The sequence below is a fragment of the Nordella sp. HKS 07 genome (assembly GCF_011046735.1).
Lineage (GTDB): Bacteria > Pseudomonadota > Alphaproteobacteria > Rhizobiales > Aestuariivirgaceae > Taklimakanibacter.
The window spans coordinates 1,704,859-1,727,731 of sequence record NZ_CP049258.1 but is presented as its reverse complement, the minus strand read 5'-3'; the positions used below and the strand labels follow the sequence as shown (position 1 = coordinate 1,727,731).

Annotated in this window: 19 protein-coding genes; 12 read left to right on the top strand and 7 right to left on the bottom strand. The window is 63.8% G+C overall.

The window, feature by feature from the left end; genetic code table 11:
- Positions 1 to 7: 7 nt before the first annotated feature.
- From G5V57_RS08105 to G5V57_RS08095, 3 genes are all read right to left on the bottom strand, one after another.
- On the bottom strand, positions 8 to 1,348 hold the full coding sequence (locus tag G5V57_RS08105) for a TfuA-like protein (protein WP_165167023.1): 1,341 nt from the start codon (positions 1,346 to 1,348) through the stop codon (positions 8 to 10).
- The gene (locus G5V57_RS08100; RefSeq protein WP_165167022.1) at positions 1,345 to 2,580 is read right to left on the bottom strand and encodes a YcaO-like family protein; all 1,236 of its coding nucleotides are present in this window, start codon (positions 2,578 to 2,580) and stop codon (positions 1,345 to 1,347) included. The genes G5V57_RS08105 and G5V57_RS08100 overlap by 4 nt, the downstream gene beginning before the upstream one ends.
- Positions 2,581 to 2,897: 317 nt before the next feature.
- Positions 2,898 to 3,686, bottom strand: coding sequence for a DeoR/GlpR family DNA-binding transcription regulator (locus G5V57_RS08095; RefSeq protein WP_165167021.1), 789 nt, complete (start codon positions 3,684 to 3,686; stop codon positions 2,898 to 2,900).
- 672 nt (positions 3,687 to 4,358) lie between these two features.
- Between G5V57_RS08095 and G5V57_RS08090 the strand changes: the two genes are divergently transcribed.
- The 7 genes from G5V57_RS08090 to G5V57_RS08060 all read left to right on the top strand — a co-directional run bounded on the left by G5V57_RS08090 (position 4,359) and on the right by G5V57_RS08060 (position 13,936).
- A complete protein-coding gene (locus tag G5V57_RS08090) occupies positions 4,359 to 5,867 on the top strand; it encodes a sugar ABC transporter ATP-binding protein (RefSeq protein WP_165167020.1) in 1,509 nt (502 codons plus the stop codon).
- Entirely contained in the window at positions 5,864 to 6,847 is a 984-nt protein-coding gene (locus tag G5V57_RS08085) for an ABC transporter permease (RefSeq protein ID WP_165167019.1), read from the top strand. The genes G5V57_RS08090 and G5V57_RS08085 overlap by 4 nt, the downstream gene beginning before the upstream one ends.
- The gene (locus tag G5V57_RS08080; protein WP_165167018.1) at positions 6,844 to 7,797 is read left to right on the top strand and encodes an ABC transporter permease; all 954 of its coding nucleotides are present in this window, start codon (positions 6,844 to 6,846) and stop codon (positions 7,795 to 7,797) included. Before G5V57_RS08085 ends, G5V57_RS08080 begins: the two co-directional genes overlap by 4 nt.
- A 79-nt stretch (positions 7,798 to 7,876) precedes the next feature.
- Positions 7,877 to 8,983 (top strand): substrate-binding domain-containing protein, encoded by a 1,107-nt coding sequence (locus tag G5V57_RS08075; protein ID WP_165167017.1) that lies wholly within the window; start codon positions 7,877 to 7,879, stop codon positions 8,981 to 8,983.
- Between the two features lie 154 nt (positions 8,984 to 9,137).
- Positions 9,138 to 11,225: a bifunctional rhamnulose-1-phosphate aldolase/short-chain dehydrogenase gene (locus G5V57_RS08070; RefSeq protein ID WP_165167016.1), complete on the top strand. Its 2,088-nt coding sequence runs from the start codon at positions 9,138 to 9,140 to the stop codon at positions 11,223 to 11,225.
- A 232-nt stretch (positions 11,226 to 11,457) separates the two neighbouring features.
- On the top strand, positions 11,458 to 12,750 hold the full coding sequence (rhaI, locus tag G5V57_RS08065; RefSeq protein WP_165167015.1) for an L-rhamnose catabolism isomerase: 1,293 nt from the start codon (positions 11,458 to 11,460) through the stop codon (positions 12,748 to 12,750).
- Positions 12,751 to 12,829: 79 nt separating this feature from the next.
- On the top strand, positions 12,830 to 13,936 hold the full coding sequence (locus G5V57_RS08060) for an alanine racemase (protein ID WP_165167014.1): 1,107 nt from the start codon (positions 12,830 to 12,832) through the stop codon (positions 13,934 to 13,936).
- A gap of 121 nt (positions 13,937 to 14,057) precedes the next feature.
- Here G5V57_RS08060 and G5V57_RS08055 read toward each other — a convergent pair whose 3' ends face one another.
- The 4 genes from G5V57_RS08055 to G5V57_RS08040 all read right to left on the bottom strand — a co-directional run bounded on the left by G5V57_RS08055 (position 14,058) and on the right by G5V57_RS08040 (position 17,510).
- The gene (locus tag G5V57_RS08055) at positions 14,058 to 14,552 is read right to left on the bottom strand and encodes a hypothetical protein (protein ID WP_165167013.1); all 495 of its coding nucleotides are present in this window, start codon (positions 14,550 to 14,552) and stop codon (positions 14,058 to 14,060) included.
- 242 nt (positions 14,553 to 14,794) lie between these two features.
- Positions 14,795 to 15,676 carry a MurR/RpiR family transcriptional regulator gene (locus G5V57_RS08050; RefSeq protein WP_165167012.1) on the bottom strand — a complete coding sequence of 294 codons (882 nt, stop codon included), beginning with the start codon at positions 15,674 to 15,676 and terminating at the stop codon, positions 14,795 to 14,797.
- Positions 15,673 to 16,746, bottom strand: coding sequence for an ABC transporter ATP-binding protein (locus G5V57_RS08045; RefSeq protein WP_165167011.1), 1,074 nt, complete (start codon positions 16,744 to 16,746; stop codon positions 15,673 to 15,675). The genes G5V57_RS08050 and G5V57_RS08045 overlap by 4 nt, the downstream gene beginning before the upstream one ends.
- The gene (locus G5V57_RS08040; RefSeq protein WP_165167010.1) at positions 16,743 to 17,510 is read right to left on the bottom strand and encodes an SDR family NAD(P)-dependent oxidoreductase; all 768 of its coding nucleotides are present in this window, start codon (positions 17,508 to 17,510) and stop codon (positions 16,743 to 16,745) included. Before G5V57_RS08040 ends, G5V57_RS08045 begins: the two co-directional genes overlap by 4 nt.
- Positions 17,511 to 17,680: 170 nt before the next feature.
- Between G5V57_RS08040 and G5V57_RS08035 the strand changes: the two genes are divergently transcribed.
- The 5 genes from G5V57_RS08035 (at position 17,681) to G5V57_RS08015 (ending at position 22,663) form a co-directional block, all read left to right on the top strand.
- On the top strand, positions 17,681 to 18,922 hold the full coding sequence (locus tag G5V57_RS08035) for a sugar ABC transporter substrate-binding protein (RefSeq protein WP_165167009.1): 1,242 nt from the start codon (positions 17,681 to 17,683) through the stop codon (positions 18,920 to 18,922).
- Between the two features lie 184 nt (positions 18,923 to 19,106).
- A complete protein-coding gene (locus G5V57_RS08030; protein WP_165167008.1) occupies positions 19,107 to 19,982 on the top strand; it encodes a carbohydrate ABC transporter permease in 876 nt (291 codons plus the stop codon).
- A complete protein-coding gene (locus tag G5V57_RS08025; protein ID WP_165167007.1) occupies positions 19,982 to 20,803 on the top strand; it encodes a carbohydrate ABC transporter permease in 822 nt (273 codons plus the stop codon). Before G5V57_RS08030 ends, G5V57_RS08025 begins: the two co-directional genes overlap by 1 nt.
- Before the next feature lie 13 nt (positions 20,804 to 20,816).
- The gene (locus tag G5V57_RS08020; protein WP_165167006.1) at positions 20,817 to 21,182 is read left to right on the top strand and encodes a RidA family protein; all 366 of its coding nucleotides are present in this window, start codon (positions 20,817 to 20,819) and stop codon (positions 21,180 to 21,182) included.
- Between the two features lie 11 nt (positions 21,183 to 21,193).
- Positions 21,194 to 22,663 carry a M81 family metallopeptidase gene (locus G5V57_RS08015; protein WP_165167005.1) on the top strand — a complete coding sequence of 490 codons (1,470 nt, stop codon included), beginning with the start codon at positions 21,194 to 21,196 and terminating at the stop codon, positions 22,661 to 22,663.
- Positions 22,664 to 22,873: the final 210 nt, after the last annotated feature.

The following is a 22,873-nucleotide window of genomic DNA, read 5'->3' as shown; positions in this document are numbered from 1 at the left end:
AGCAATCCTATGTGCCCGATGCTGCCGCCTGGTCCATTTGCCGGCGATAGGCGATCTCGCGCATGATCGCGCGATCCAGCGCAGAGGCGTCGGCAAAGCCGGCGTCCTCGGCATATTCAGCGATATCGTCGGGGACGGGCCGGCCCAGAACGTCCTCGAAATAGCGCAAACGCGCCTGCATGACACTCAGCCTATGGCCGCGGACATCACCGACAAGCTCCTGCTTGTGCCTGGCGCGCCGCGCGAGAGCCGAATAGGCGCCGGTCAGTTGCAATTCCGCGATGATATAGGTGTCGAGGCGACGGTCCGAGGCGCCGACGCCGGCAAGGCGCAGCTCCTCTTCCAGGAGCCTTTCGAAACCCGCGGCATCGAGGCCGTTCTCGTCCAGCCAGTGCAGCAGCGAGCTGTGCGTCAACAACCCCTTACGGGCGCGAAAGCGAGACATCTCGCGGCGCAGGGCCGACGGATCAGCCGACGCGTGATCTGGCGTGACGCCGGTGTCGATCAACTTGCGGGCGACTGCCCTGCGCTTGACGCTGGCATAATGCTCAGGCTCGAGCCGGAGCTCGTCCAGAACCATATCCGGGGAAACCGATTCCGCATTCGATGATGCGACCGCGCCGTGAGGAATGAACGATCGCGTGGCTTTGTCCCACATCACGGTCCATTCCAGGGCGAAATCCCCTTTCGCCGATTCATGCCGGGCCGCCAGGAATTCGGCCATGGCGGCCACCATCTTGAGCGCATCGTTGCGCTTCAAATCGATCGCATTGGCCGGCAGCCAGCGCGCCAATGCGTCCCGCTCGGCGGGGGCCAAGGCGGCATTCTCGCGCAGAAGCCCTTGCCAGCTCCGTGCCTTGTAGAATTGTCCTTTGGCCAGGCCGATCAACCCATCGGCGGCGGCGGCACTGACGATGCCTTCCGAAACCGCGCGCGCCAGCGTGGCGCGAATATTGACCATCGGCTCCGACATCGTGATGTAGCCCGTCTCCGCCGGGCCATGCTCGACAGCGACCTCGTCATCGTCCTCGAGGCGGCCGGCGCGATAATCCGCAAATATGTCGCCGATGCCGCGCATCCCGAAGCTCGCCAGCTCGGCGGCGCGCAGCGCGCCCATGCTGGCGGCGCCGAAGACGGCGATGCCTTCCGCCATCGTCCACAGGATCTCCTTGTGCCAGACGGAGGGCGCGCCTTCGAAATAACCGTCAATGATGCCGATGGCGCGGGGGCGCAATCTGGCAGCGCGAAACACATCGCCCATGGCGGCGGGCGGCAGAACGGTGGCGTCGCACAGATGCCGGATGTCCGGCGCGGCGATCGTCGGGCCGGCGAAGATGATGGCGCTCATGGCGGCTCCCGCCGTGCCAGAAGGCGTGGCCCCATGCAGTAGTCATCATGGTCGTCCGGACCTTCGAGCCCCGGAATGACCACCCTGACGACGGGCAGGCCGAAAGCGGGCTTGGTCAGGTCGACCGCGATGATCTGCTCGACACCGACCGCACGCAGGCGCTCGGTCATCCAGCCGATGTCTTCGCCGAAACTGTCGAATTCGTGCGTCGCGATCCGTCGCCAATCCTTGCCCGCACCATTTCTCAGCGCCATCAGGCGCCGGGCGAAGTCCAGCTTCGCGCCGATGCCTTCCTCCGAATATTCCTCCGGATTTAGATCGTCACGGGCGCCGGCGATGTAGTTCACGCGAACCTGCACCGCTTCGGTGAGGGCCCGCAACAAGGCGACCTCGCGAGACGGATGGGCGCCGGCGCCGGCCCCCGAATGCGCCAGCTCGATGCGCCGGTCGACGATGAGACAATAGAAGGCGGGCACGCCGGTGTCGCTGGTGATGTCCCAGATGCCGATGTCGAGCTCGGCCTGCACGAGCCTGTCGACGAGCGCGCGGCAGGCTTCGCTGTCGATGCTGGCGAGATCGATGCGGCTCAGCGAGCGGGCCTCGTCGGATGCATGGTTCCAGAGCGTATTGGCGTCACGCTCGATGACCTCGGCCATGGCGTGCGACGTGGCTTCGTCCATGCCGTTGCCGGAAGCGAGACCATTGGTGCTGGCGACGAAACAGCCACTGCCCGCCGGCAGAGGCAGGATGTAGGACGCATGCACGGTCTCATAAGGCAGCCATGTCGCCTCACCGGAGACGAGATCGCGCCCTTCGATCCACAGCAAAGGCAGGTTCGGGTGAAAGCGCCCGTCGCGGATAAACGCGAGCCCGCCGATATCGGCGACGCGATAGCCTCTGGCCAGCATGTCGCGGTGCGAGGCGAGCCGGAGCGGATGATCGATAGTTTCCGCATGAAAGGATTCGAGGGCTTCCATGACGCCCGACGCCTTGGCCGCCGCCAAGGTGATCCCCTTGCCCTGCGATACGGACAACGAGCGCGCATTGGGGCGCATGACCGAGACCACCGGAATGCCGGTCCTGTCGAGCCCCGTCAGGTTGGCGATCCGGGTGATGCCGGCCGGCGCCAGCAAGGGTGCGACGCGTCGCAGGGTCTCCTCGGGGAAAACCATGCGATGGGTGCCCGTTTTGTAGGCCTTCAAACCTCTGGCGGAGTCTCGGTCGTCGAGCATGGGGCAGGCTCACACCGGCGCTGATCCACTCCAGCATAGTCAAGCATCCGAATCCCCGCCATAGGCGCTTTTGAGCGACCTCCGTCTTTCCATCATTCCCCCCTCTCCCGCCTGCGGGAGAGGGTGCCCGACAGGGCGGGTGAGGGTGTTGGCTCGCATATCATATTCACCGTCAGGCTCTTCGCTCACTGCGCAAAGGACACCCTCATCCGGCGCTGCGCGCCACCTTCTCCCGCAAGCGGGAGAAGGGTAATGACTCATCGCGCCATGAACCTCAAATGCGATTCCCCGCCCACAGCGGGAATCATATCGCTACTCTACTCCGAAGACTCCTTGCCGACCTTCGCGATGATGGTGCGGATGCCGGCATCCTCCAGCATCTTGGCGTGATCGTCGGACAGGCCGTCATCGGTGATGAGGGTCGAGACGCGCGACAAAGGCAGTACCGTGTAGCGGGTGCGGATCGCGAATTTGCGGCTGTCGGCGAGGAGCACCAGCTCGTCGGCGCGGGACAGCAGTCTTTCCGATTCCCGCGCGATCAAGGGATGCGATTCCATGATGCCGTTGGGGCCGATGCCCTGCGCACCAAGAAAAAGCTTCGAGGCGAAGAAGTCCGGCGGACCCGAGCCCTGCGCGTAAAGGATGCCGGGCTCGCGATAGAGTTCGCCGCCGCCCAAGGTGAGGTGGCAGGAGCCGTCCTCCCACAGGCGCGCGGCGAGCGGCATCGAATTGGTGTAGATCCGCACATTGCGGCGGGCGAGCCGCAGCGCGAAGAGATAACAGGTTGTGCCGCCATGGATGATGAGCGCATCGCCATCGCGCACCAGCGCTTCCGCCTCGCGCGCGATGGCACGCTTGGCATCGACCGCCAGCATGCGGTTTTCCTCGAAGGGGCGAGCCGCGAGGCGCTCCGGCGCATCATCGCGCAGGGCGGCGGCGATGCCGCCGAAGACCTTGCGCACATTGCCGGTCTCATGGAGCTTGGCGATGTCGCGCCGGATGGTGGCCGGCGAGACCTTCAGAACATCGAGCAGGTCCTTCACCGTCGCAAAAGGCCGCTCCTTCAACTCGTCCAGGATCAGGCGATGACGCTCGCTCTCATCCATGGTGATGTCGTCCGGAATAAGGAGAGGTCGCCAGCATTTCCCCCTCTCCCGCTTGCGGGAGAGGGTGCCCGATAGGGCGGGTGAGGGTGTTGGTTCGACTATCGCATTCTCTGTCCGCCTCTGCGCCCAGATCGCGAAGGACACTCTCATCCGGCGCTTCGCGCCACTGCCGGCCTCTGCTTGCGCTCCGGCGCTCGGCACTCAAAAAGGTCCACTGGACCTTTTTGACGGCTCCGCCGTCGTGCGTCGCCCAGCAAGCGGGAGAAGGGGAACTGACAGCCCTGGGAGAGGCGGGAGGATTGCAGAGCCTGAGCGGTTGCTCCTGACGCCCGCGATGATTGACGTTGATCATCGGCTTGAGCGGATGCTCATGCCGATTCGTCATATGATTGCGATTCATGGCTTGACCAAAATTGCTCATCATTGTTCAATCTTAATCACAACGGGGCCGCCGCGCAACGATGGGTTCAGGCTCCAAAGTCTCCGCGGCCGGTCCGGATTCTGCCGCGAAACACCATAAAATAGAAGAATCCGGATGGGAGGAGGGTTGGTCGTGCCGGGCATCGGAGCCGTTTCTCGCCAAGCCACCCCAGGGGCCATCCGGTCCCACGCTCCCTGTCGCATCCCGGCAGAATTGATCAAGCGAAATCAGGGTGATCATGGAGCCGCGCTGTGACCCCGCTGGTCGAGGTCAAGGGGATCAGCAAGTCCTTTGTCGGCGTCAAGGTGCTGGATCGGGTCGATTTCGACGTGCGGCCGGGCGAGGTGCATGCGCTTCTGGGTGAGAACGGCGCCGGCAAGTCCACGCTCATCAAGATCATCGCCGGCGTTCATGCGCCCGATGACGGCGACATCCGCATCGGCGGCGAAGCGGTGAAATTCATCAATCCCGGCCAGGCGGTGAAGGCCGGCATCGCCATCGTCTATCAGGAACTGCTGCTCTTCCCCGAGCTCTCGGTCGCCGAGAACATCTTCCTCAATCACGCGCCGCGCCAGAACTGGGGCGGGCTCGACTGGACCTCGATGCGCGAGAAGTCCCGTGCTTTGCTCGACGATCTCGATTCGCATCATCTCGATGTCGACGCCAAGGTGGGCACGCTCTCGGTCGCCAACCGTCAGCGCATCGAGATCGCCAAGGCGCTGTCGCAAAATGCCCGCGTCGTCATCATGGATGAGCCCACCGCGTCGCTCGCCGAGGCCGACGTGCAGCAATTGATGTCGATCATCCGGCGCCTGCGGCAAAGGGGCGTCGGCATCGTCTATGTCAGCCACAAGCTGCCGGAAATCTTCGCGCTCGCCGACCGGGTCACGGTGCTGCGCGACGGCCATTATGTCGGAACGAAGGATATCAAGGACGTCAGCGAGCGCTCGCTCGTCGCGATGATGGTCGGCCGCTCGATCGATCAGCTCTTCCCCAAGGAGGATGCGGCAGTCGGCGCGGCGCGCCTCGAATTGCGCGGCGTCTCGCACGGCAAAGCGGTGCGCGATGTCTCCTTCACCTTGCGCGCCGGCGAGATCGTGGGCGTGGCCGGCCTCGTCGGCTCGGGCCGCACCGAGACGGCGCTCACCATCTTCGGCATCACGCCGGCGACCGCGGGCGTGATCCTGGTCGATGGCAAGCCGGTGGAGATCAGGTCGCCGCAGCAGGCGCGCGACCTCGGCATCGCCTATGTGCCGGAGGATCGCGGCCTGCAAGGCCTGATCAGGCCGCAGACCATTGCCGAAAACATTTCGCTCACCGTGCTGCGCAAACTGGCCCGCGCGTTCATCGTCGATCGCGGCAAGGAGGTGGCGCTCGCCCGCGACTTCATCAAGCGACTCGGGATCCGGGCGAGGGGCCCCGGTCAGACGGCACGCCAGCTCTCGGGCGGTAATCAGCAGAAGGTGGTGCTCGCCAAATGGCTCGCCGCCGAACCCCGCATCCTCATCATGGACGAGCCGACGCGCGGCATCGATGTCGGCGCCAAATCGGAAATCCACGCGCTGATGTCGAAGCTCGCCCAGAACGGGCTCGCGATATTGATGATCTCCAGCGAATTGCCCGAGGTGCTGGGCATGAGCGACCGCGTGCTGGTCATGAATGGCGGGCGCATCGTCGCCGAGATCGCGCGCAAGGACGCGACAGCGGAAACGCTCGGCGCCGCCATGACGCTCGTGCTGGAACGGGAGGCGGCGGCATGACCGACATGGCGCTTCCGCTCAAGCGGCCTTCTGTCTTCGCGCGGGTCTTCGAGGCCTATGGCCAGGAGATCGTCGTGCTTGCCGCCATATTGGTGCTGTTCGCCGTGGTCGGCACTGTCAATCCGCGCTTTCTCTCCGACACCAATCTCACCAGCATCTTCTCCGGCAATGCCTATATCGCGGTGGCGGCGATCGGCATGGCCATGGTCATCATCTCTGGCCATATCGACGTCTCGGTCGGCTCGCTCATCGGCGTGCTCGCCACCATCGCCGGCACGCTCGCCGTCTCCGGCTATCCGGTCTGGATCGCCTGGCTCGTGCCGGTGCTGGTCGGCATCGCCATCAATACCTGCCTCGGCGCGCTCATCGCCTATATGCGCATCCCCTCGATCGTAGCGACGCTCGGCATGCTGTCGATCCTGAAAGGCGGGCTGATCAGCGCCACCGGCGGCACCTGGATCACCGGCATGCCGGCCGGATTCTTCATCGCCCAGGCACGGCTCTTCGGCATTCCGGCGCCCGTCTATTTCATGGTGATCCTCACCATCCTGGTGGCGCTGTGGATGCGCTATTCGGCGACCGGGCGCTCGATCTACGCGGTCGGCGGCAATGCGGAAGCGGCGCGCGCGTCCGGCCTCAATCCGGAACGCACCTGCGTCCTCGTCTTCGCGCTGCACGGCTTCTTCGCCGGCATCGCGGCCCTTCTCTTCGCCACGCAGCTGCAGGTCATCCAGTCGACGGTGCCGCCCAATCTCGAGCTCACCGTCATCACCGCGGCGGTGATCGGCGGCGTCTCCATCCTCGGCGGCACCGGCACCGTCATCGGCTCGACGCTCGCCGCCGTCCTCTTCGCCTGCATCGGCTCGGCGCTCATCTTCCTGAATGTCTCGGCCTATTGGCTGCGCGCCGTGCTGGGGCTCCTTATTCTCGTGACCGTGCTCGCCGACATGGCGCGGCGCCGGCGGAGTCTCAAACCATGAGCGCGTCGCTCAAATCCCTGCTGCTGCGGCATGAGACGATCCTGGGCGTTCTGCTGGTGGTGACGCTCATCGTGCTCGCCATGCAGTCGGACCGGTTCTTCACCACCGACAATCTTCTCAATCAGGGCCGTCTCATGGCCGAGATCGGGCTGATCGCGCTGGCCATGACCTTCGTCATCGTCACCGGCGGCATCGATCTCTCGGTCGGATCCGTCGTCGGCCTCGTCGCCATCCTGCTCGGCGTGTTCTGGCAGAAGCTCGGCGTGCCGCTGCCCCTCGCCATGGTGCTCGGCGTGCTGGTCGGCGGGCTCGCCGGCCTCGGCAACGGCCTCATCATCACCCGCTTCGGCGTGCCGCCGCTCATCGCCACGCTCGCCACGCTGGCCCTCTATCGCGGACTTGCCGAGGGCATCAGCCAGGCGCGCTCGGTCCGGGGCTATCCCGAATGGTTCTTCATGCTGGGCCAGGGCGAGTTCCTGGGCGTGCCGGTGCAATTGTGGATCTTCGGCCTGTGCGCACTCGTCGCCGCCGTCATCCTAGGGCTCTCCACCTTTGGGCGCGCCACCTATGCGATCGGCTCCAATTCGATCGCCGCGCGCTTCTCGGGCCTCAGCGTCGACCGCACGCTGCTCCTTATCTATACGGGCTCGGGCCTCATCGCCGGTCTCGCCGCCGTCATCTTCGTCTCGCGCGTCTCGACCACGCGCTCCGACATGGGCACCGGCTACGAACTCGACGTCATCACCGCGGTGGTGCTCGGCGGCACCAGTATCTTCGGCGGGCGCGGCACCATCATCGGCACGCTGCTCGGGCTGGTCCTGATGCAGGCCTTGAAGAACGGGCTCGCCTTGTCGGGCGTGAAGGGCGACGGCACCATCGTCGTCATCGGCGCCGTGCTCATCGGCACGATCCTCATCAGCAATATTTTTCGCAAGGACGCAGACGGTTGATCGAAATGGGAGAATCCGGGCCGCTTCCGTCGGCAAGAGTCAATTCAAGGGCCCGGACATGAAGCGCAAGGAGCAAGACATGATACGCAAGACAGTGTTCGCTGCACTCGCTCTCACCGCCATGGCGGGGAGCGCCTTCGCCGCCTCAGCCTGGACGGGAGGCGACGATCTGCCCACCAATCCGCTCGCCTGCGACGGGACGCCCGGAGCGGCGGTCGCCAAGCCTTATGACGGCGGCGAGCCCACCGGCGCGCCTGACCGGAAGGGCAAGAAGATCACCGTCGTCGATGTGCCGAAGCTCATCGGCATCGGCTATTTCAACGCAACCTCGAAGGGCATCCAGGACGCCGCCAAGGAGCTCGGCAATGTCGACGCCAAGACCGACGGTCCGACCCAGGCCAATATCGACCAGCAGATCACCTTCATCGACAACTACATCACCAGCGGCGTCGACGGCATCCTGTTCGCCGCCAACGATCCCGTCGCGATCGCGCCGGTGCTGAAGAAGGCGCTGTCCAAGGGGATCAATGTCGTGGGCTATGACGCCAACTCGCAGCCCGATGCGCGGCAATGGTTCGTCAACCAGGCCGAGTTCAACGGCATCGCGAAGGCCATGGTCGACAACATGGCCAAGGAGATCGGCGAGGAGGGCGCCTTCGCCATCGTCACCTCGACCTTCACCACGCCCAACCAGGCGCGCTGGATTGCCGAGATGGCGGCCTATGCGGAGAAGTGCCATCCCAAGATGAAGTGGCTGGAGACGGTCGAGGCGCAGGAGGACAATGTGCTCTCCTTCAATCAGGCCACCACCCTCATCAACAAGTATGGCGATGACCTCAAGGGCATCTTCGGCATGACCAGCGTCGCGACGCCGGCCTCCGCCGAAGCGGTGACGCAAGCGAACAAGTGCGGCACGATCGCCGTCGTCGGCCTCGCCACGCCCAATGCGATGAAGCCCTATGTCGAAAAGGACTGCGTCAAGTCGGTCGTGCTGTGGAACCCGGTCGATCTCGGTTATGCGGCGATGCAGGTGCTGCGCGCTGTTGCCGACGGCGATCTGAAACCCGGCGCCACCTCGGTGAAGGCCGGCAAGCTCGGCGATCTCCAGGTCATCAACGGCTCGGAGATCCTGCTCGGCGCGCCCTTCGTCTTCACCAAGGAGAATGTCGGGCAGTTTGATTTCTAAAGAACATCCCCTCTCCCCCTGCGGGGGAGAGGGCAGGGTGAGGGGGAACCGGCGGATCCGTCCTTTCCCCCTCAGCCTCCCAATGCTTCGCATTGGGCCCCTCCCTCTCCCCCGATGGGGGCGAGGGGAATTCTCAAGTGAAAGGTTGCCAGCCATGACGAAGACCGCCATTCCCGATCTGTGGGACGACAAGATCGCCGCGACCTTGGATGAGCCGGGGCTCCTGCTCTACCGCTCCAATTTGCTCGGCAGCGATCTCAGGATCACCAATTTCGGCGGCGGCAATACTTCGGCCAAGGTCAAGATGACCGATCCCCTGACCCGGAAGGACGAGACGGTACTGTGGGTCAAGGGCTCGGGCGGCGATCTCGGCTCGATGAAGCTCGACGGGTTCTCGACGCTTTATCTCGACAAGCTCAAAACGCTGAAGGGCCTCTATCGCGGCATCGCGCATGAGGACGAGATGGTCGACTACCTGCCGCATTGCACCTTCAACCTCAATCCGCGCGCGGCTTCGATCGACACGCCGCTGCATGGCTTCGTGCCGGCGATCCATGTCGATCACATGCATGCCGATGCGGTGATCGCCATCGCGGCGGCGAAGGATTCGGAAAGGCTCACGAAGGAGATCTTCGGGACCGAGATGGGGTATTTGCCCTGGCAGCGGCCGGGCTTCGATCTCGGCCTCAAGCTCGGCGAGATGGCGGAGAAGAATCCGCATTTTGTCGGTGTGGTGCTGGGCGCCCATGGGCTTTTCACCTGGGGGCCGACGGCTAGGGCGTCCTATCAGACCACCTTACGCATCATCAACAAGGCGGCGGCGTGGCTGGAGGAACAACGCGCCAAGCCGTCCTTCAAGGGCGCGCGCTTCGACAGTCTTACCGCGCGCGACCGCGCCGATGTGGCGCGCCGGCTCAGCCCTGAGATCCGCGGCCGCATCTCAAAGGAGGAGCGCAAGGTCGGTCATTTCACCGACGCGCCGGAAGTGCTCGATTTCGTCAACAGCAATGCGCTCGACGCGCTGGCGCCGCTCGGCACGTCCTGTCCCGACCATTTCCTGCGCACCAAGATCAGGCCGCTGGTGCTGCCCTATGATCCGAAGACGCGCAACATCGACGAGGTGGTGGCCGGGCTTGACCAGACGCTCGACGCCTATGCCCGGGATTACGCCGCCTATTATGAACGCGCCAAACATCCCAATTCGCCCAGGATGCGCGATCCCAATGCGGTCATCTATCTGGTGCCGGGGGTGGGCATGCTGTCCTTCGCCAAGGACAAGTCAACGGCGCGCATCGCATCGGAATTCTATGTGAACGCCATCAATGTCATGCGTGGCGCGTCGGGCGTGTCCCAATATGTCGGCCTGCCGGAGCAGGAGGCCTTCAACATCGAATATTGGCTGCTCGAAGAGGCGAAGCTCCAGCGCATGCCGAAGCCGAAGAGCCTGGCCGGGCGCATCGCCTTCGTCACCGGCGGGGCGGGCGGCATCGGCCAGGCGATAGCGCACCGGCTCCTGAGCGAGGGGGCATGCGTCGTCCTCGCCGACATAGATCAGGCTGCCCTCGACGTGACGGTTCAGGGCTTCGCTTCGCGCTTCGGCAAGGATCAGGTGCAAGGCGTGACGCTCGACGTCACGCAGGAAGACGCGGTGATCGCGGCGATGGGTGAGGCGGTCTTGCGCTTCGGCGGGCTCGACATCGTGGTCAACAATGCCGGCATCTCGTCGGCCGCTCCCGTCGAGGACACGACGCTCGATCTGTGGAACAAGAACATGTCGATCCTCGGCACCGGCTATTTCCTGGTGGCGCGCGAGGGTTATCGCCTGATGAAGACGCAGAAGCTCGGCGGCTCGATGGTCTTCATCGGCTCGAAGAACGCCATCGCGGCGTCGGCCGGCGCGTCGGCCTATTGCACCGCCAAGGCGGCGGAAGTGCATTTGGCGCGCTGCATGGCGCTCGAAGGGGCGCCGCTCGGCATCCGCGTGAATGTCGTCAATCCGGATGCGGTCCTGCGCGGCTCGAAGATCTGGCAGGGCGAGTGGCGCCAGCAGCGGGCGCAGTCGAACAAGATCAAGGAGGAGGAGCTCGAGGAATTCTACCGCAAGCGCTCGCTCCTGCAGCGCTCGGTCTATCCTGAAGATATCGCCGAAGCGACGTATTTCTTCGCCTCCGATCTCTCGGCCAAGTCGACCGGCAATTTCCTCAATGTCGATGCCGGCAATGCGACGAGTTTCACGCGGTGATGCCGCGGCGAAATGCGCCTGACACCCTCGCCCCGCGCAGCGGGGAGAGGGTAGGGGCCCGCCGCGCAAGCGGCGGGAAGGGTGAGGGGCCTGGCTGCCGTCATGCTTCTCTCACTCACCCAAGTGATAGTTCTGTCCATATGTTTGCATCACGGCCCCTCACCCTCCCATTGCTGCGCAATGGGTCCCTCCCTCTCCCCGCTGCGCGGGGCGAGGGTAAGGAGGAAGCACCATGACCTTTTCCATTTCGGCCGATTTCATCGGCGAGCAGAACCGTAAGAGCGAGAAGGCGCTGGCGGAAGATTACGCCGCGCTCGGCCGCCAGCTCGAACGGCGCGGCATCAACATCGAGGCGATGACGGCGCGTGCCATGGAGTATGCGGTGGCGGTGCCGACCTGGGGGGTGGGCACCGGCGGCACCCGCTTCGCCCGCTTTCCGGGACCGGGAGAACCGCGCAACGTCTTCGACAAGATCGATGATTGCGGGATCATTCATCAGCTGGGCCGGACGACGCCGACGGTGTCGCCGCATATTCCGTGGGACAAGGTCGACGATTTGAGCGCGCTGCGCCAGAAGGCCGCTTCCCATGATCTGAGCTTCGACGCGGTGAATTCCAACACCTTCCAGGACGCCAAGGACCAGAGGCTCTCTTACAAATTCGGCTCGCTCACCCATGCCGATCAAGGCACGCGCGCCCAGGCGGTGGCGCATAATCTCGAATGCATCGAGGTCGGGCGCAAACTCGGCTCGACGGCGCTCACCGTGTGGATCGCCGATGGCGCGAATTTCGCCGGCCAGTCCAATCTCAATGCCGCCTTCGACCGCTACATGAAATCGCTCGGCGAGATCTATGAGCATCTGCCCAAGGACTGGTCGGTCTTTCTCGAGCACAAGCTCTATGAGCCGGCCTTCTATGCGACCGTCATCTCCGACTGGGGATCGAGCTTCATGGCGGCAAGCGAACTGGGCCCCAAGGCCAAGTGCCTGGTCGATCTCGGCCATCACGCGCCCAACACCAATATCGAGCAGATCGTCGCCCGCCTTATCCGGGCTCAGAAGCTTGCCGGCTTCCATTTCAATGATTCCAAATATGGCGACGATGATCTCGATTCGGGCTCGGTCGATCCCTTCCGCCTGTTCCTCGTCTTCAATGAACTGGTCGATGCCGAATTGCGTAAGGCGCCCGGCTTCAGCCCGGCCTATATGATCGACCAGTCGCATAATGTGACCGACCCGATCGAAAGCCTCATCCAGTCGGCGATCGAAATCCAACGCGCCTATGTGCAGGCCTCGCTGGTCGATCGCGCGGCGCTCGACGCGGCGCAAGAGGAAAGCGACGTGCTGGGCGGCCATCTCCTGGTCAAGCAGGCCTTCATTACTGATGTATCACCTGTCCTTGCGGAAGCCCGGCGGCGCAAGGGCGGCAGCATCGATCCGATCGCCACCTATCGGGCGTCCGGCTATCGCCGGCAGAAGGCGAAGGAACGGCCGGAGAGCGGTGCGGCTTCGGCCGGCATCGTCTGAAACATTTCCCCGCGGCGCTGAAATGCTCTAAAAGCTGCGCGCGCGGATCCTGATCGCGCGTCTGAAGAAAGTCAGAAAAATGAGCAGCAAGGACATCGCCAGCTTTTTCCGTTTCGAGCCCACGGCCAAGAGGATCGAGGATCTGGAGACGCCGACCCCCATCATCGATATCGATGTGGTCGACCGCAACCTGAAGCGCTGGCAGGAGCGCTGCGACAAGCTCGGGATCGCCAACCGGCCGCATATCAAGACGCACAAGCTGGCGCCGCTGGCGAAATATCAGATGGCGCTGGGCGCCAAGGGCATCACGGTGCAGAAGCTTGGCGAGGCCGAGGTCATGGCCGATGCCGGCATCCGCGACATGCTGCTGACCTTCAATGTCGTGGGCGCACACAAGTTGAAGCGTCTCGCCGATCTCGCCAGGCGCACCGATATTTCGGTGGTCGCCGACAATGAAACGGTGGTGGAAGGCCTGGGCCGCGCCGGCGTCGCGGCGGGCCGCGACATCGCCGTGCTGGTCGAATGCGACACCGGCGCTAAGCGCAATGGCGTGCAGTCGCCGGAGGCCGCCGCCGCGCTCGCCAAGGTGATCGACAGGACCAAAGGCGTTTCCTATGGCGGCCTGATGACCTATGCGGCGCCGGCGATGCGTATCGAGACTGAAGCCTTCCTCACCGCGGCGCGCGACCGGGTCGCGGAAGCGGGGCTCGAGACCCGGGTGATCACGTCGGGAGGCTCGCCCGATATGTGGAAGGATGAGGGGCTCGGCATCGTCAGCGAGTATCGCGTCGGCACCTATGTCTATTTCGACCGTTCGCTGGTCGAACGCGGCACATGCGCATTCGACGACTGCGCGCTCGGCGTGCTGGCCACGGTGGTCAGCCGGCCGACCGACGAGCGCGCTCTGGTCGATGCCGGAAGCAAGTCGCTGACCAGCGATCTCCTGGGGCTCAAAGGCTATGGCGTGGTCCATGCGATGGGCGATGCGCAAATCTACATGATGAGCGAGGAGCATGGTTTCCTCGATATTTCGGGCGCCGCGATGAAACCGAAGGTCGGTGACCTGGTGCGCATCACGCCCAATCATGTCTGTCCGGTGACCAATCTCTTCGACCGCGTCGTCTTCGTGCGCGGGACTGAGGTGCTGGGCGCCGTCAAGGTCGATGCGCGCGGGACGGTGCAGTAAGCGATACAGCGTCACCCCGGCGAAAGCCGGGGCCCATTAAATCCGTGCCGCGTAGGCAGCCCCGCCCAGATTGCACTTATTCAGTGGGCCCCGGCTTTTGCCGGGGTGACGGTAGTTTGTTTCAGGTCCGCGCCTTCCCCATCGGATAGGGCATGTAGCCGACGAAGCCGGTCATCTTCCACACGCCGTTGAAGCGGCCGCAGAAATAGAGCGTCTGCCAGTTCAGTACGTCCTGGCCGCCATCGGCCCTGGCGATCACGCCGTCGAATTTCTTGTGGCAGACGGCGCGGTCACCGGCGATGTCGATGTCGCGCATATTGGTGGCGCGGAATAAGGCTTGGCGCAGAGGCTCGGCATATTTCACTTTGGCGGTAGCGGCCGCCTGGCGCAGCCATTCGTCGCGATAGGTCTCGAGATTGGGGAAGTCGAGCCGCCAGCTATCGGGCAGCTCGGATTTATGGGCATGCACGCCGAAGAAGGATTCGGCATGGAAATCGGGGCCGTGCTTGGACCAGTCGGCGGCCAGGAACGCATCGATGTCGCGCTCGACCAGCATGGCCCAGATCTGATGCCGGTCGGTATCGTTCGGCGCGAAGGGGTTCTTCGTGTAGTCCATTCTTCTCTCCCATTAGTTCCGCATCGGATTATCCGAAAACCGCTTCACACTTTTCGGTCCGATGCGCCAGTGCATGATCAGTTTGGTCTGTTCCATCACCCTCACCCTGAGGTGCGACCCCGGCCTTGAGCCGGGGGAGCCTCGAAGGGTATGCTTCACCACTCTTCGCTCTATTCTGCCGGATGCTTCGAGGGCCGCTTCGCGGCCACCTCAGCATGAGGAATGTAGAGAGATAGTGCCAATCAATCACCCAGCGGCAGACGCGGATCGTCCACCTTCAGCATATTGAGGCTCTGCTTGATGCGGCGCATGCCCTCGATGACGCGCGGTCCCATATTTTCGGCCACCATGGTGGCGATGACGTCGACGATGGCGAGCAGGGCGTAGCGCGACGAGGTCGGCTTGTAGATGTGGCTGTCCTCATAGGTCTGGAAGGGCACCACGATATGGGCCGCTTCGGCGAGTGCGGAGGGCGTTGCGGTGATGGCGGCCGTGTGAGCGCCATATTGGCGGGCCACCATCACCGCGTCGACCACGGAGCGGGCATAGCCCGACACCGAGAAGCCGATGACGAGGGTCGATTTGTCGGCGACGGCGGAGGTCATGCGCTGCATCTGACCGTCTATATGCGACACCGCATTGATGCGGAAGCGGAACAGGCGGTTCTGCAATTCCACCGCCATCATCGAGGAAATTCCGCCCGAGCCGTAGATCAGCACATGCGGGCTCTCGGTGATCCTGACGCTCAATTGGGCGATGGCACCGAGATCGAGCGTGGGTTTGAGCTGCTCGATGGCCGTGATGGCGCTGTCGCAGATCGCCTGCAGGGTGCGCTCCTCGCGGGCGTCGCGGTTGAGCGGCGCCGGATTGAGATAGAGCGCCCCCACCGCCAGCGCCTGGGCGAGCTTGAACTTGAAATCGCGGGTGCCCTCGCAGCCCAGGCCCCGGCAGAAGCGCGTCACCGTCGGCTCGCTGACTTCGGCGCGCGCCGCCAGATCGGCGATCGCCGCCTTGGAGGCGAAATCGATATCGTCGAGAATGAGCTGCGCCAGGCGACGGTCGGACTTGGAGCCGTCCTCCGAGCGCTCGCGCAGCCGCGCGACGATATCGATGATGTCGTTCACACCGGGCGCCCCGTCTCGCGGTCGAAGACATGGGTCAGCGCCGCGTCGATAGCGAGGCCGATCTCGGCGCCGGGTGCCAGCTTGAGGCGTTCGCGGAAGACGCAGCGCACGGGTGTGCCGGCGATCGCACCATAGAGATGGGTCTCCGATCCGGTCGGCTCGATCACATCGACCTTGAAGGGCAGGCCCTGGCCCTTGTCGGCGAGGCGGAAATGCTCGGGCCGCATGCCCACTTCGACGGCACGGCCGTCATTGGCGGCGGCCAGCATGCGGGTCGGCAAGGTGACACCGTCATCGGTGACGACGGCGGCGCCGTCGCCGGTTTTCTTCACCCGTCCGGGCACGAAGCTCATCGAGGGCGACCCCAGAAAGCTCGCCACGAATCGGGTGGCCGGATTGTCGTAGAGATCGAGCGGCGAGCCCGCCTGCTCGATGCGACCCTTGTTCATCACCACGATGCGGTCGGCCATGGTCATGGCCTCGATCTGGTCATGCGTCACATAGACGATGGTCGAGCCGAGCCGCTGATGCAGCGCCTTGATCTCGGTGCGCATCTGCACGCGCAATTGCGCGTCGAGATTGGAGAGCGGCTCGTCGAACAGGAACACATCCGGATCGCGGACGATGGCGCGGCCCATGGCGACGCGCTGGCGCTGGCCGCCCGACAATTGACGCGGATAGCGGTCGAGATAGTCGTGCAGATTGAGAATGCCGGCCGCCTTGCCGACCTTGTCGGAGATGGCGCCTCCCGCTTCCTTGCGGATGCGCGGGCCGAAACCGATATTGTCCTTCGCCGTCATATGCGGGAACAGCGCATAGGACTGGAACACCATGGCGATGTTGCGCTCCTGGGGGCTCAGCTCGTTGGCGCGCCTGTCACCGATGCACAGCTCGCCGTCGCTGATATCCTCGAGCCCCGCGATCATGCGCAGAAGGGTGGACTTGCCGCAGCCCGATGGGCCGACCAGCACGACGAACTCGCCGTCGGCGATGTCGAGATCGAGGCCCTTGGGGATGATCGTCACCGCGCCGAAGTGCTTGGCGATGCCGCGCAGACTGACTGTGCTCATGATACGCCCTTGAGAACCGTGTCGATGAAGGGAAGGAAGCCCGCCGTGGCGCCGGCGTCAACCGGCAAGGTTACACCGGTGATGCCGCTCGACAGAGGCGAGGCGAGGAACAGGACGGCATTGGCCACTTCCTCGGGCGTCACCAGCCTTTGCAGCGGGTAGAGCCTGGTGACGCGTGGCAGAAGCAACGGCTCGGCCTCGAGGCGGTGGTCCCAAGCATGGGTGCGGGTCGAGCCCGGGCAGACGCTGTTGGAGCGGATGCCGAAGGCGCCATGTTCGACGGCGATGGCGCGCGAATAAGCCTCGATGCCGGATTTGGCCGCGGCATAGACGGGATTGCCGAAATGCATCAGCGCGTTGACCGAGCTGATGAAAACGATGCTGCCGACCTTGCGCTCGAGCATCGCCGGCAGGAGCCCTTGCGTGAACTGCATGACGCCCGAGAGATTGAGCTGCAATTCGCGCGCAATGACCTCGTTGGTCACGTCCTCCATCAATTCGGCGCGCGTCCAGCCGGCGTTGTTGATGAGGCAGTCGGGGGCGCCGAACTTGGCAACGATGTTCTCCGCCGCCTTGCCGATCTGGGCGGGGTCGAGGAGGTCGAAGACCTCGAGGTGATCGGGCTGGATAGGCTCGTCCGTCTGGTTCGTGCGGTCACAGGCGATGACGGTCGCGCCCTCACGGTGGAAAGCCTGGACCAGAGCCGAGCCGATGCCGCCGCCAGCCCCTGTGATGATGACTTTTTTTCCCTTGAGACCCGTCATGTTTCCTCGCCGTTTTTTCTAGTTTGTACCCAATTATGCAAGTTAGCAACATTAATTCCGCTTGTTTTTCCTTATTTTTGAAAGTATGTAACAAAGCAACATCGAATATGCGATGTGATGAAGGCCCGACAACAGGGGCTCCCACCCCCATCCTGACTGAGGAGGAAACCATGAAAAGCCGATTTTTGAAGACGATTCTGGCCGCCGGCCTGAGCCTCGCAGCGCTCACCAGTGTCGCGCTCGCCGGCACGGTGCGCGTCACCGTCGCTGAATACAGCGCCAAGACCGGGCCCTATTTCGCCGAGGCCGAGAAGGCCTTCGAGGCGGCCAATCCGGGAGTCGACATCCAGATCGAGGTCGTGCCGTGGGACGTGCTCCTGCAGAAGCTCACCACCGATATCGGGGCGGGCAGCAACGCCGATCTGTCGATCATCGGCACGCGCTGGCTCATCGACTTCGTGAAACAGGACGTGGCCGAGCCGCTCGACGGCTTCATCACGCCGGAATTCAAGGACCGCTTCATCGAGACCTTCCTGTCGCCCTCCGTCATGGACGGCAAGACCTATGGTCTGCCGATCGCCGCCTCGGCGCGCGCCATGTATTACAACAAGGAGCTGTTCGAGAAGGCCGGCATCGCCGAGCCGCCGAAGACCTGGGACGACCTCAAGGCCGCGGCTGAGAAGATTTCCGCGCTCGGTGGTGGCGTCTATGGCTACGGCCTGCAGGGCAAGGAAATCGAGACCGACGTCTATTACTACTATGCGATGTGGTCGCAGGGCGTCGAAATCCTCGACAAGGATGGCAAGTCCGGCCTGTCCAGCGACGGCGCCATCGCCGCCGCCAAGCTCTACAAGGAACTGATCGACAAGAAGCTTACCCAGCCGGGCGTCACCTCCTTCGCGCGCGAGGACGTGCAGAACCTGTTCAAGCAGGGCAAGATCGGCATGATGATCACCGCGCCCTTCCTCTCCAACCAGATCAAGGAAGAAGCGCCGAACCTCAAATATGGCGTCGCCGCTATCCCTGCGGGCCCGACGGGGGCGCGCGGCACCTATGGCGTGACCGACTCGATCATCATGTTCAAGAACTCGCAGAACAAGGAAGAGGCCTGGAAGTTCCTCGACTATCTCTTCACCACCGACATGCGCGCCAAGTTCACGCAAGGCGAAGGCTTCCTGCCGGTGAACAAGGAAGAGGCGAAGATGGACTACTATGTGAACAACGCCGATCTCAAGGCGTTCACCGATCTTCTGCCCTCGGCCCGCTTCGCGCCGGTCATCCCCGGTTGGGAAGAGGTGGCGCAGAAGACCTCCGACGCGCTGCAGAAGATCTATCTCGGCGAAGGTGAGCCCGACGCGACGCTGAAGGCCACCGCCGAGGAGATCAACGGCATCCTGCAGAGTCAGAAGTAAGCAGGTTTATATCCCCTCTCCCCCTGCGGGGGAGAGGGTTAGGGTGAGGGGGAACCGGCGGAAGGTCCTGATCAGATGCGCAAGTGCTCCACCGCCTGTTCCCCCTCACCCTCCCAATGCTCCCCCGCAGGGGGCGAGGGTAAATTGTGCGCATTCTTCGGGCCGATGCTTTAGCCTCTCCATCATGACCTCCCGCCAGGCTGCCATACCCTATCTGCTCATCCTGCCGAGCCTCGTGCTGGCGGCGGCGATCATCTTCTGGCCGGTCGGCAGCCTGATCGAGATCGCCACCAACGACGTGAACCGTTTCGGCCAGCTCAAGGGCTGGAACGACTTCGCCAATTTCGCGGCGCTCTTCGCCAATGCCGACTTCATCTCGGCTTTGTGGCGCACCGGCCTGTGGACGCTTCTTGTCGTTGGGGGCGCATTGCTCGTCTCGGTGCCGGTGGCGCTCATCCTCAATGAGGACTTCTACGGCCGCGACATCGCGCGCGTCATCCTGATGCTGCCCTGGGCCGTCTCGCTCACCATGACGGCGGTGGTGTGGCGCTGGGCGCTCAATGGCGAAAGCGGCATGCTCAACTCGGCGCTGATGGGCTTGGGGCTGATCAGCGAGAACGTGCAATGGCTGGCGAGCGGCGACCTCGCTTTCACCATGCAGGTCCTGATCGGCATATTGGTGACGGTGCCTTTCACCACGACGATCTTCCTCGGCGGACTGTCTTCCATCCCGCAGGACCTCTATGAGGCCTCGGCGCTGGAAGGCGCCTCGCGCCTGCAGCAGTTCCGCCATATCACCTTGCCGCTGCTCAAGCCCTTCGTGAATATCGCGCTGGTGCTCAACACGATCTATGTGTTCAACTCCTTCCCGATCATCTGGGTGACGACGCAGGGCGGGCCCGCCAACTCGACCGACATATTGGTGACCCATCTCTACAAGCTCGGCTTCCGCATCGGCAAGCTGGGCGAGGCCTCGGCGGTGTCGCTCATCATGCTGGCGATCCTGCTCGTCTTCACCATCATCTATGTGCGGCTCGCTATGAAGGAGCGCGAAGCCTGATGAGCAAGCTCAAACGCTCCCTCATCGCCTGGGCGGTCCTCTCGCCGCTCGTGGTGCTGTCGCTGTTCCCCTTCGCGGTCATGTTCATCACCGCGGTCAAGCCGCAAGCCGAGGTGCTCAATCCGACCTGGTGGCCGAGCGAGATCCGCTGGCGGAATTTCATCGACATGTGGACGGCCACCAATTTCGGCCGGGCGCTGTTCAATTCGCTCTATACGTCGCTCATCGCCACGCTCGGCGCCATCCTGGTCTCCATCCCGGCGGCCTATGCGCTGTCGCGCTATCGCTTCCGCGCCCGCGGCGCCTTCAACCAGTTCCTGCTCGTCTCGCAGATGCTGTCGCCGATCGTGCTGGTGGTCGGCCTGTTCCGCCTCATCGCCACGCTCGGCCTCGTCGACAATGTGCCGACCGTCGGCGTCATCTACATGGCCTTCAACATCGCCTTCACCGTGTGGATGCTGCAGAGCTATTTCGCCACCATCCCGAAGGATCTCGAGGAGGCGGCATGGATTGAAGGCGCGTCGCGGTCGCAGACGCTGGTCAAGGTGTTCCTGCCTCTGGTGACGCCCGCCATCGCGGTCACCGCCATCTTCACCTTCATCAATGCCTGGAACGAGTTTGTCATCGCGCTGACGCTGTTGCGCCGCCAGGAGAGCTACACCCTGCCCATCCAGGTGTTCTCGCTGGTCGCCGGGCGCTACACCGTCGAATGGCATCATGTGATGGCGGCAACCCTCGTCGCCACCATACCCGTTGCCATTCTCTTCGCCTGGCTGCAACGTTACCTGGTGCGCGGCCTTTCGCTCGGCGCGGTCAAATGAAAAGGAATAATCCATGAAGAAGCAGGTTTTCGGCACATCGCATGTCCCCCTGTCGCCCGCCGTGCGGGCCGGCGATTTCGTCTATGTGTCGGGACAGGTGCCGGTCGATGCGCAGGGCAACATCGTGCATGGCGGCATCAAGGAGCAGACGCGCCAGGTGCTGGAGAATGTCAAAGCCGCATTGGCGCTGGCCGGCGCCACGATGGATGAAGTGGTCAAGACCACCGTATGGCTCGAGGATGCGCGCGACTTCGGCGGCTTCAACCAGGTCTACGGGACCTTCTTCGCCAAGGAGCCGCCGGCGCGCACCACCGCCGAGAGCCGGCTGATGATCGACATTAAGGTCGAGATCGAAGCCATCGCCTACTCGCCCAGGTAGTAATCTTCACGATGCGCATCTTCACGGCGTCGTTCGCGACGGAGACCAATACATTCTCGCCGGTGCCGACGGATCGCGCCAGCTTCGAGATGGCGTTCTACGCAGCCCCCGGCAGGCATCCGGAGACGCCGACCTTGTGCTCCTCGCCGATGCTGGTGCTGCGCCGGCGGGCGCGCCAGGACGATAGCCTCGAGGTGATCGAGGGGACAGCCGCCTGGGCCGAGCCCGGCGGCCTTCTCAACCGGGAGGCTTATGAAGGACTGCGCGACGCCATCCTGGCAGAGCTCAAGGCAGCACTTCCTGTCGACGGCGTTGTGCTCGGCCTCCATGGCGCCATGGTGGCGCAAGGCTATGACGATTGCGAAGGCGACATCCTGGCGCGCGTGCGCGCGCTGGTGGGGCCCAAAGTCGTCATCGCCGCCGAGCTCGATCCGCACAGCCACCTGACACCCAAGCGCGTCGCCAATGCCGATATCCTCGCCGCCTTCCTCGAATTCCCGCATACGGATTTTTACGAGCGCGGCGAGCATGTCGTCGATCTGGCGATGCGGGCGATCAAGGGTGAGATCAAGCCGAAGCTCTCCTCTTTCGATTGCCGGCTGATCGATGTGTATCCGACGAGCCGCGAGCCGATGCGCTCATTCGTCGACCGCCTGAAGGGCCTGCAGGGCAAGGACGATATATTGTCGGTCTCCTTCATCCACGGCTTCATGGCGGCCGACGTGCCCGAAATGGGCAGCCGCATGCTGGTGGTGAGCGATGACGCGCAAGCCAAGGGCGATCGTCTCGCCGAAGCGCTGGGGCGCGAGATCTTCGCCTTGCGCGGCCAGACGATGATGCCGGTCATGAGCATCGATGCAGGCCTCGACCGGGCGTTGCAGGTGACGAAGCCCGGCCAGCCGGCGGTCGTCGCCGATATGTGGGACAATCCGGGGGGCGGTGTGGCGGGCGACGGCACGCTGCTCTTGCGCCGGATGATCGAGCGGCGCGTCCCTAAGGCGGCGCTGGCGACGATCTGGGATCCGATAGCGGTCAGTTTCGCCCATGGCGCGGGCGAGGGGGCGGAGATCGAGCTGCGCATCGGCGGCAAGTCCGGGCCTTTGGGCGGCGAGCCCGTCGATGCGCGGGTGATCGTGCGCAAGGTCGTCCAGGAGGGCTGGCAGAGCTTCGGCGGCAGCCGGGTGACGCTCGGGCCGGCCGCGGTGGTGCGGATCGCCGGAAGCGAGATCGACGTCATCCTCAACACCAACCGCACCCAGACCTTCGAGCCCGACATCTTTTCCAATCTCGGCATCGATCCCCTGGCACAGCCGCTCCTGGTGGTGAAGTCGACCAATCACTTCTATGCCGGCTTCGCGCCGATCGCTTCGGAAGTGATCTATGTCGCGGCGGGTGCCGCCTATCCGAACAATCCGCGCGTCACCAATTACCGCAAGCTCACGCGCAAGTTGTGGCCGCGGGTGGAAGACCCGTTCAGTTAGGGGCTTTATTTATGAAGCTATTTATGAAGCTGGCTATCTCCTCACCCTGAGGCGCGACCCCGGCCTTGCGCCTGGGGAGCCTCGAAGGGTGTCTTTCAATAATTGTGCTGATGGACGCTTCGAGGCCCGCCTTCGGCGGGCACCTCAGCGTGAGGGATTTCATTCCTCCGGGGAAAGCGAGGAGACTTCCCAGACCGTTTGCCTTCCGCT

Coding starts and splice junctions, on each gene's coding strand:
- G5V57_RS08105 (WP_165167023.1), bottom strand. CDS start 1,348: ATGAGCGCCATCATCTTCGCCGGCCCGACGATCGCCGCGCCGGACATC.
- G5V57_RS08020 (WP_165167006.1), top strand. CDS start 20,817: ATGAAGAAGCAGGTTTTCGGCACATCGCATGTCCCCCTGTCGCCCGCC.
- G5V57_RS08040 (WP_165167010.1), bottom strand. CDS start 17,510: ATGACGGGTCTCAAGGGAAAAAAAGTCATCATCACAGGGGCTGGCGGC.
- G5V57_RS08075 (WP_165167017.1), top strand. CDS start 7,877: ATGATACGCAAGACAGTGTTCGCTGCACTCGCTCTCACCGCCATGGCG.
- G5V57_RS08055 (WP_165167013.1), bottom strand. CDS start 14,552: ATGGACTACACGAAGAACCCCTTCGCGCCGAACGATACCGACCGGCAT.
- G5V57_RS08080 (WP_165167018.1), top strand. CDS start 6,844: ATGAGCGCGTCGCTCAAATCCCTGCTGCTGCGGCATGAGACGATCCTG.
- G5V57_RS08085 (WP_165167019.1), top strand. CDS start 5,864: ATGACCGACATGGCGCTTCCGCTCAAGCGGCCTTCTGTCTTCGCGCGG.
- G5V57_RS08045 (WP_165167011.1), bottom strand. CDS start 16,746: ATGAGCACAGTCAGTCTGCGCGGCATCGCCAAGCACTTCGGCGCGGTG.
- G5V57_RS08025 (WP_165167007.1), top strand. CDS start 19,982: ATGAGCAAGCTCAAACGCTCCCTCATCGCCTGGGCGGTCCTCTCGCCG.
- G5V57_RS08035 (WP_165167009.1), top strand. CDS start 17,681: ATGAAAAGCCGATTTTTGAAGACGATTCTGGCCGCCGGCCTGAGCCTC.
- rhaI (WP_165167015.1), top strand. CDS start 11,458: ATGACCTTTTCCATTTCGGCCGATTTCATCGGCGAGCAGAACCGTAAG.
- G5V57_RS08015 (WP_165167005.1), top strand. CDS start 21,194: ATGCGCATCTTCACGGCGTCGTTCGCGACGGAGACCAATACATTCTCG.
- G5V57_RS08060 (WP_165167014.1), top strand. CDS start 12,830: ATGAGCAGCAAGGACATCGCCAGCTTTTTCCGTTTCGAGCCCACGGCC.
- G5V57_RS08095 (WP_165167021.1), bottom strand. CDS start 3,686: ATGGATGAGAGCGAGCGTCATCGCCTGATCCTGGACGAGTTGAAGGAG.
- G5V57_RS08070 (WP_165167016.1), top strand. CDS start 9,138: ATGACGAAGACCGCCATTCCCGATCTGTGGGACGACAAGATCGCCGCG.
- G5V57_RS08100 (WP_165167022.1), bottom strand. CDS start 2,580: ATGCTCGACGACCGAGACTCCGCCAGAGGTTTGAAGGCCTACAAAACG.
- G5V57_RS08030 (WP_165167008.1), top strand. CDS start 19,107: ATGACCTCCCGCCAGGCTGCCATACCCTATCTGCTCATCCTGCCGAGC.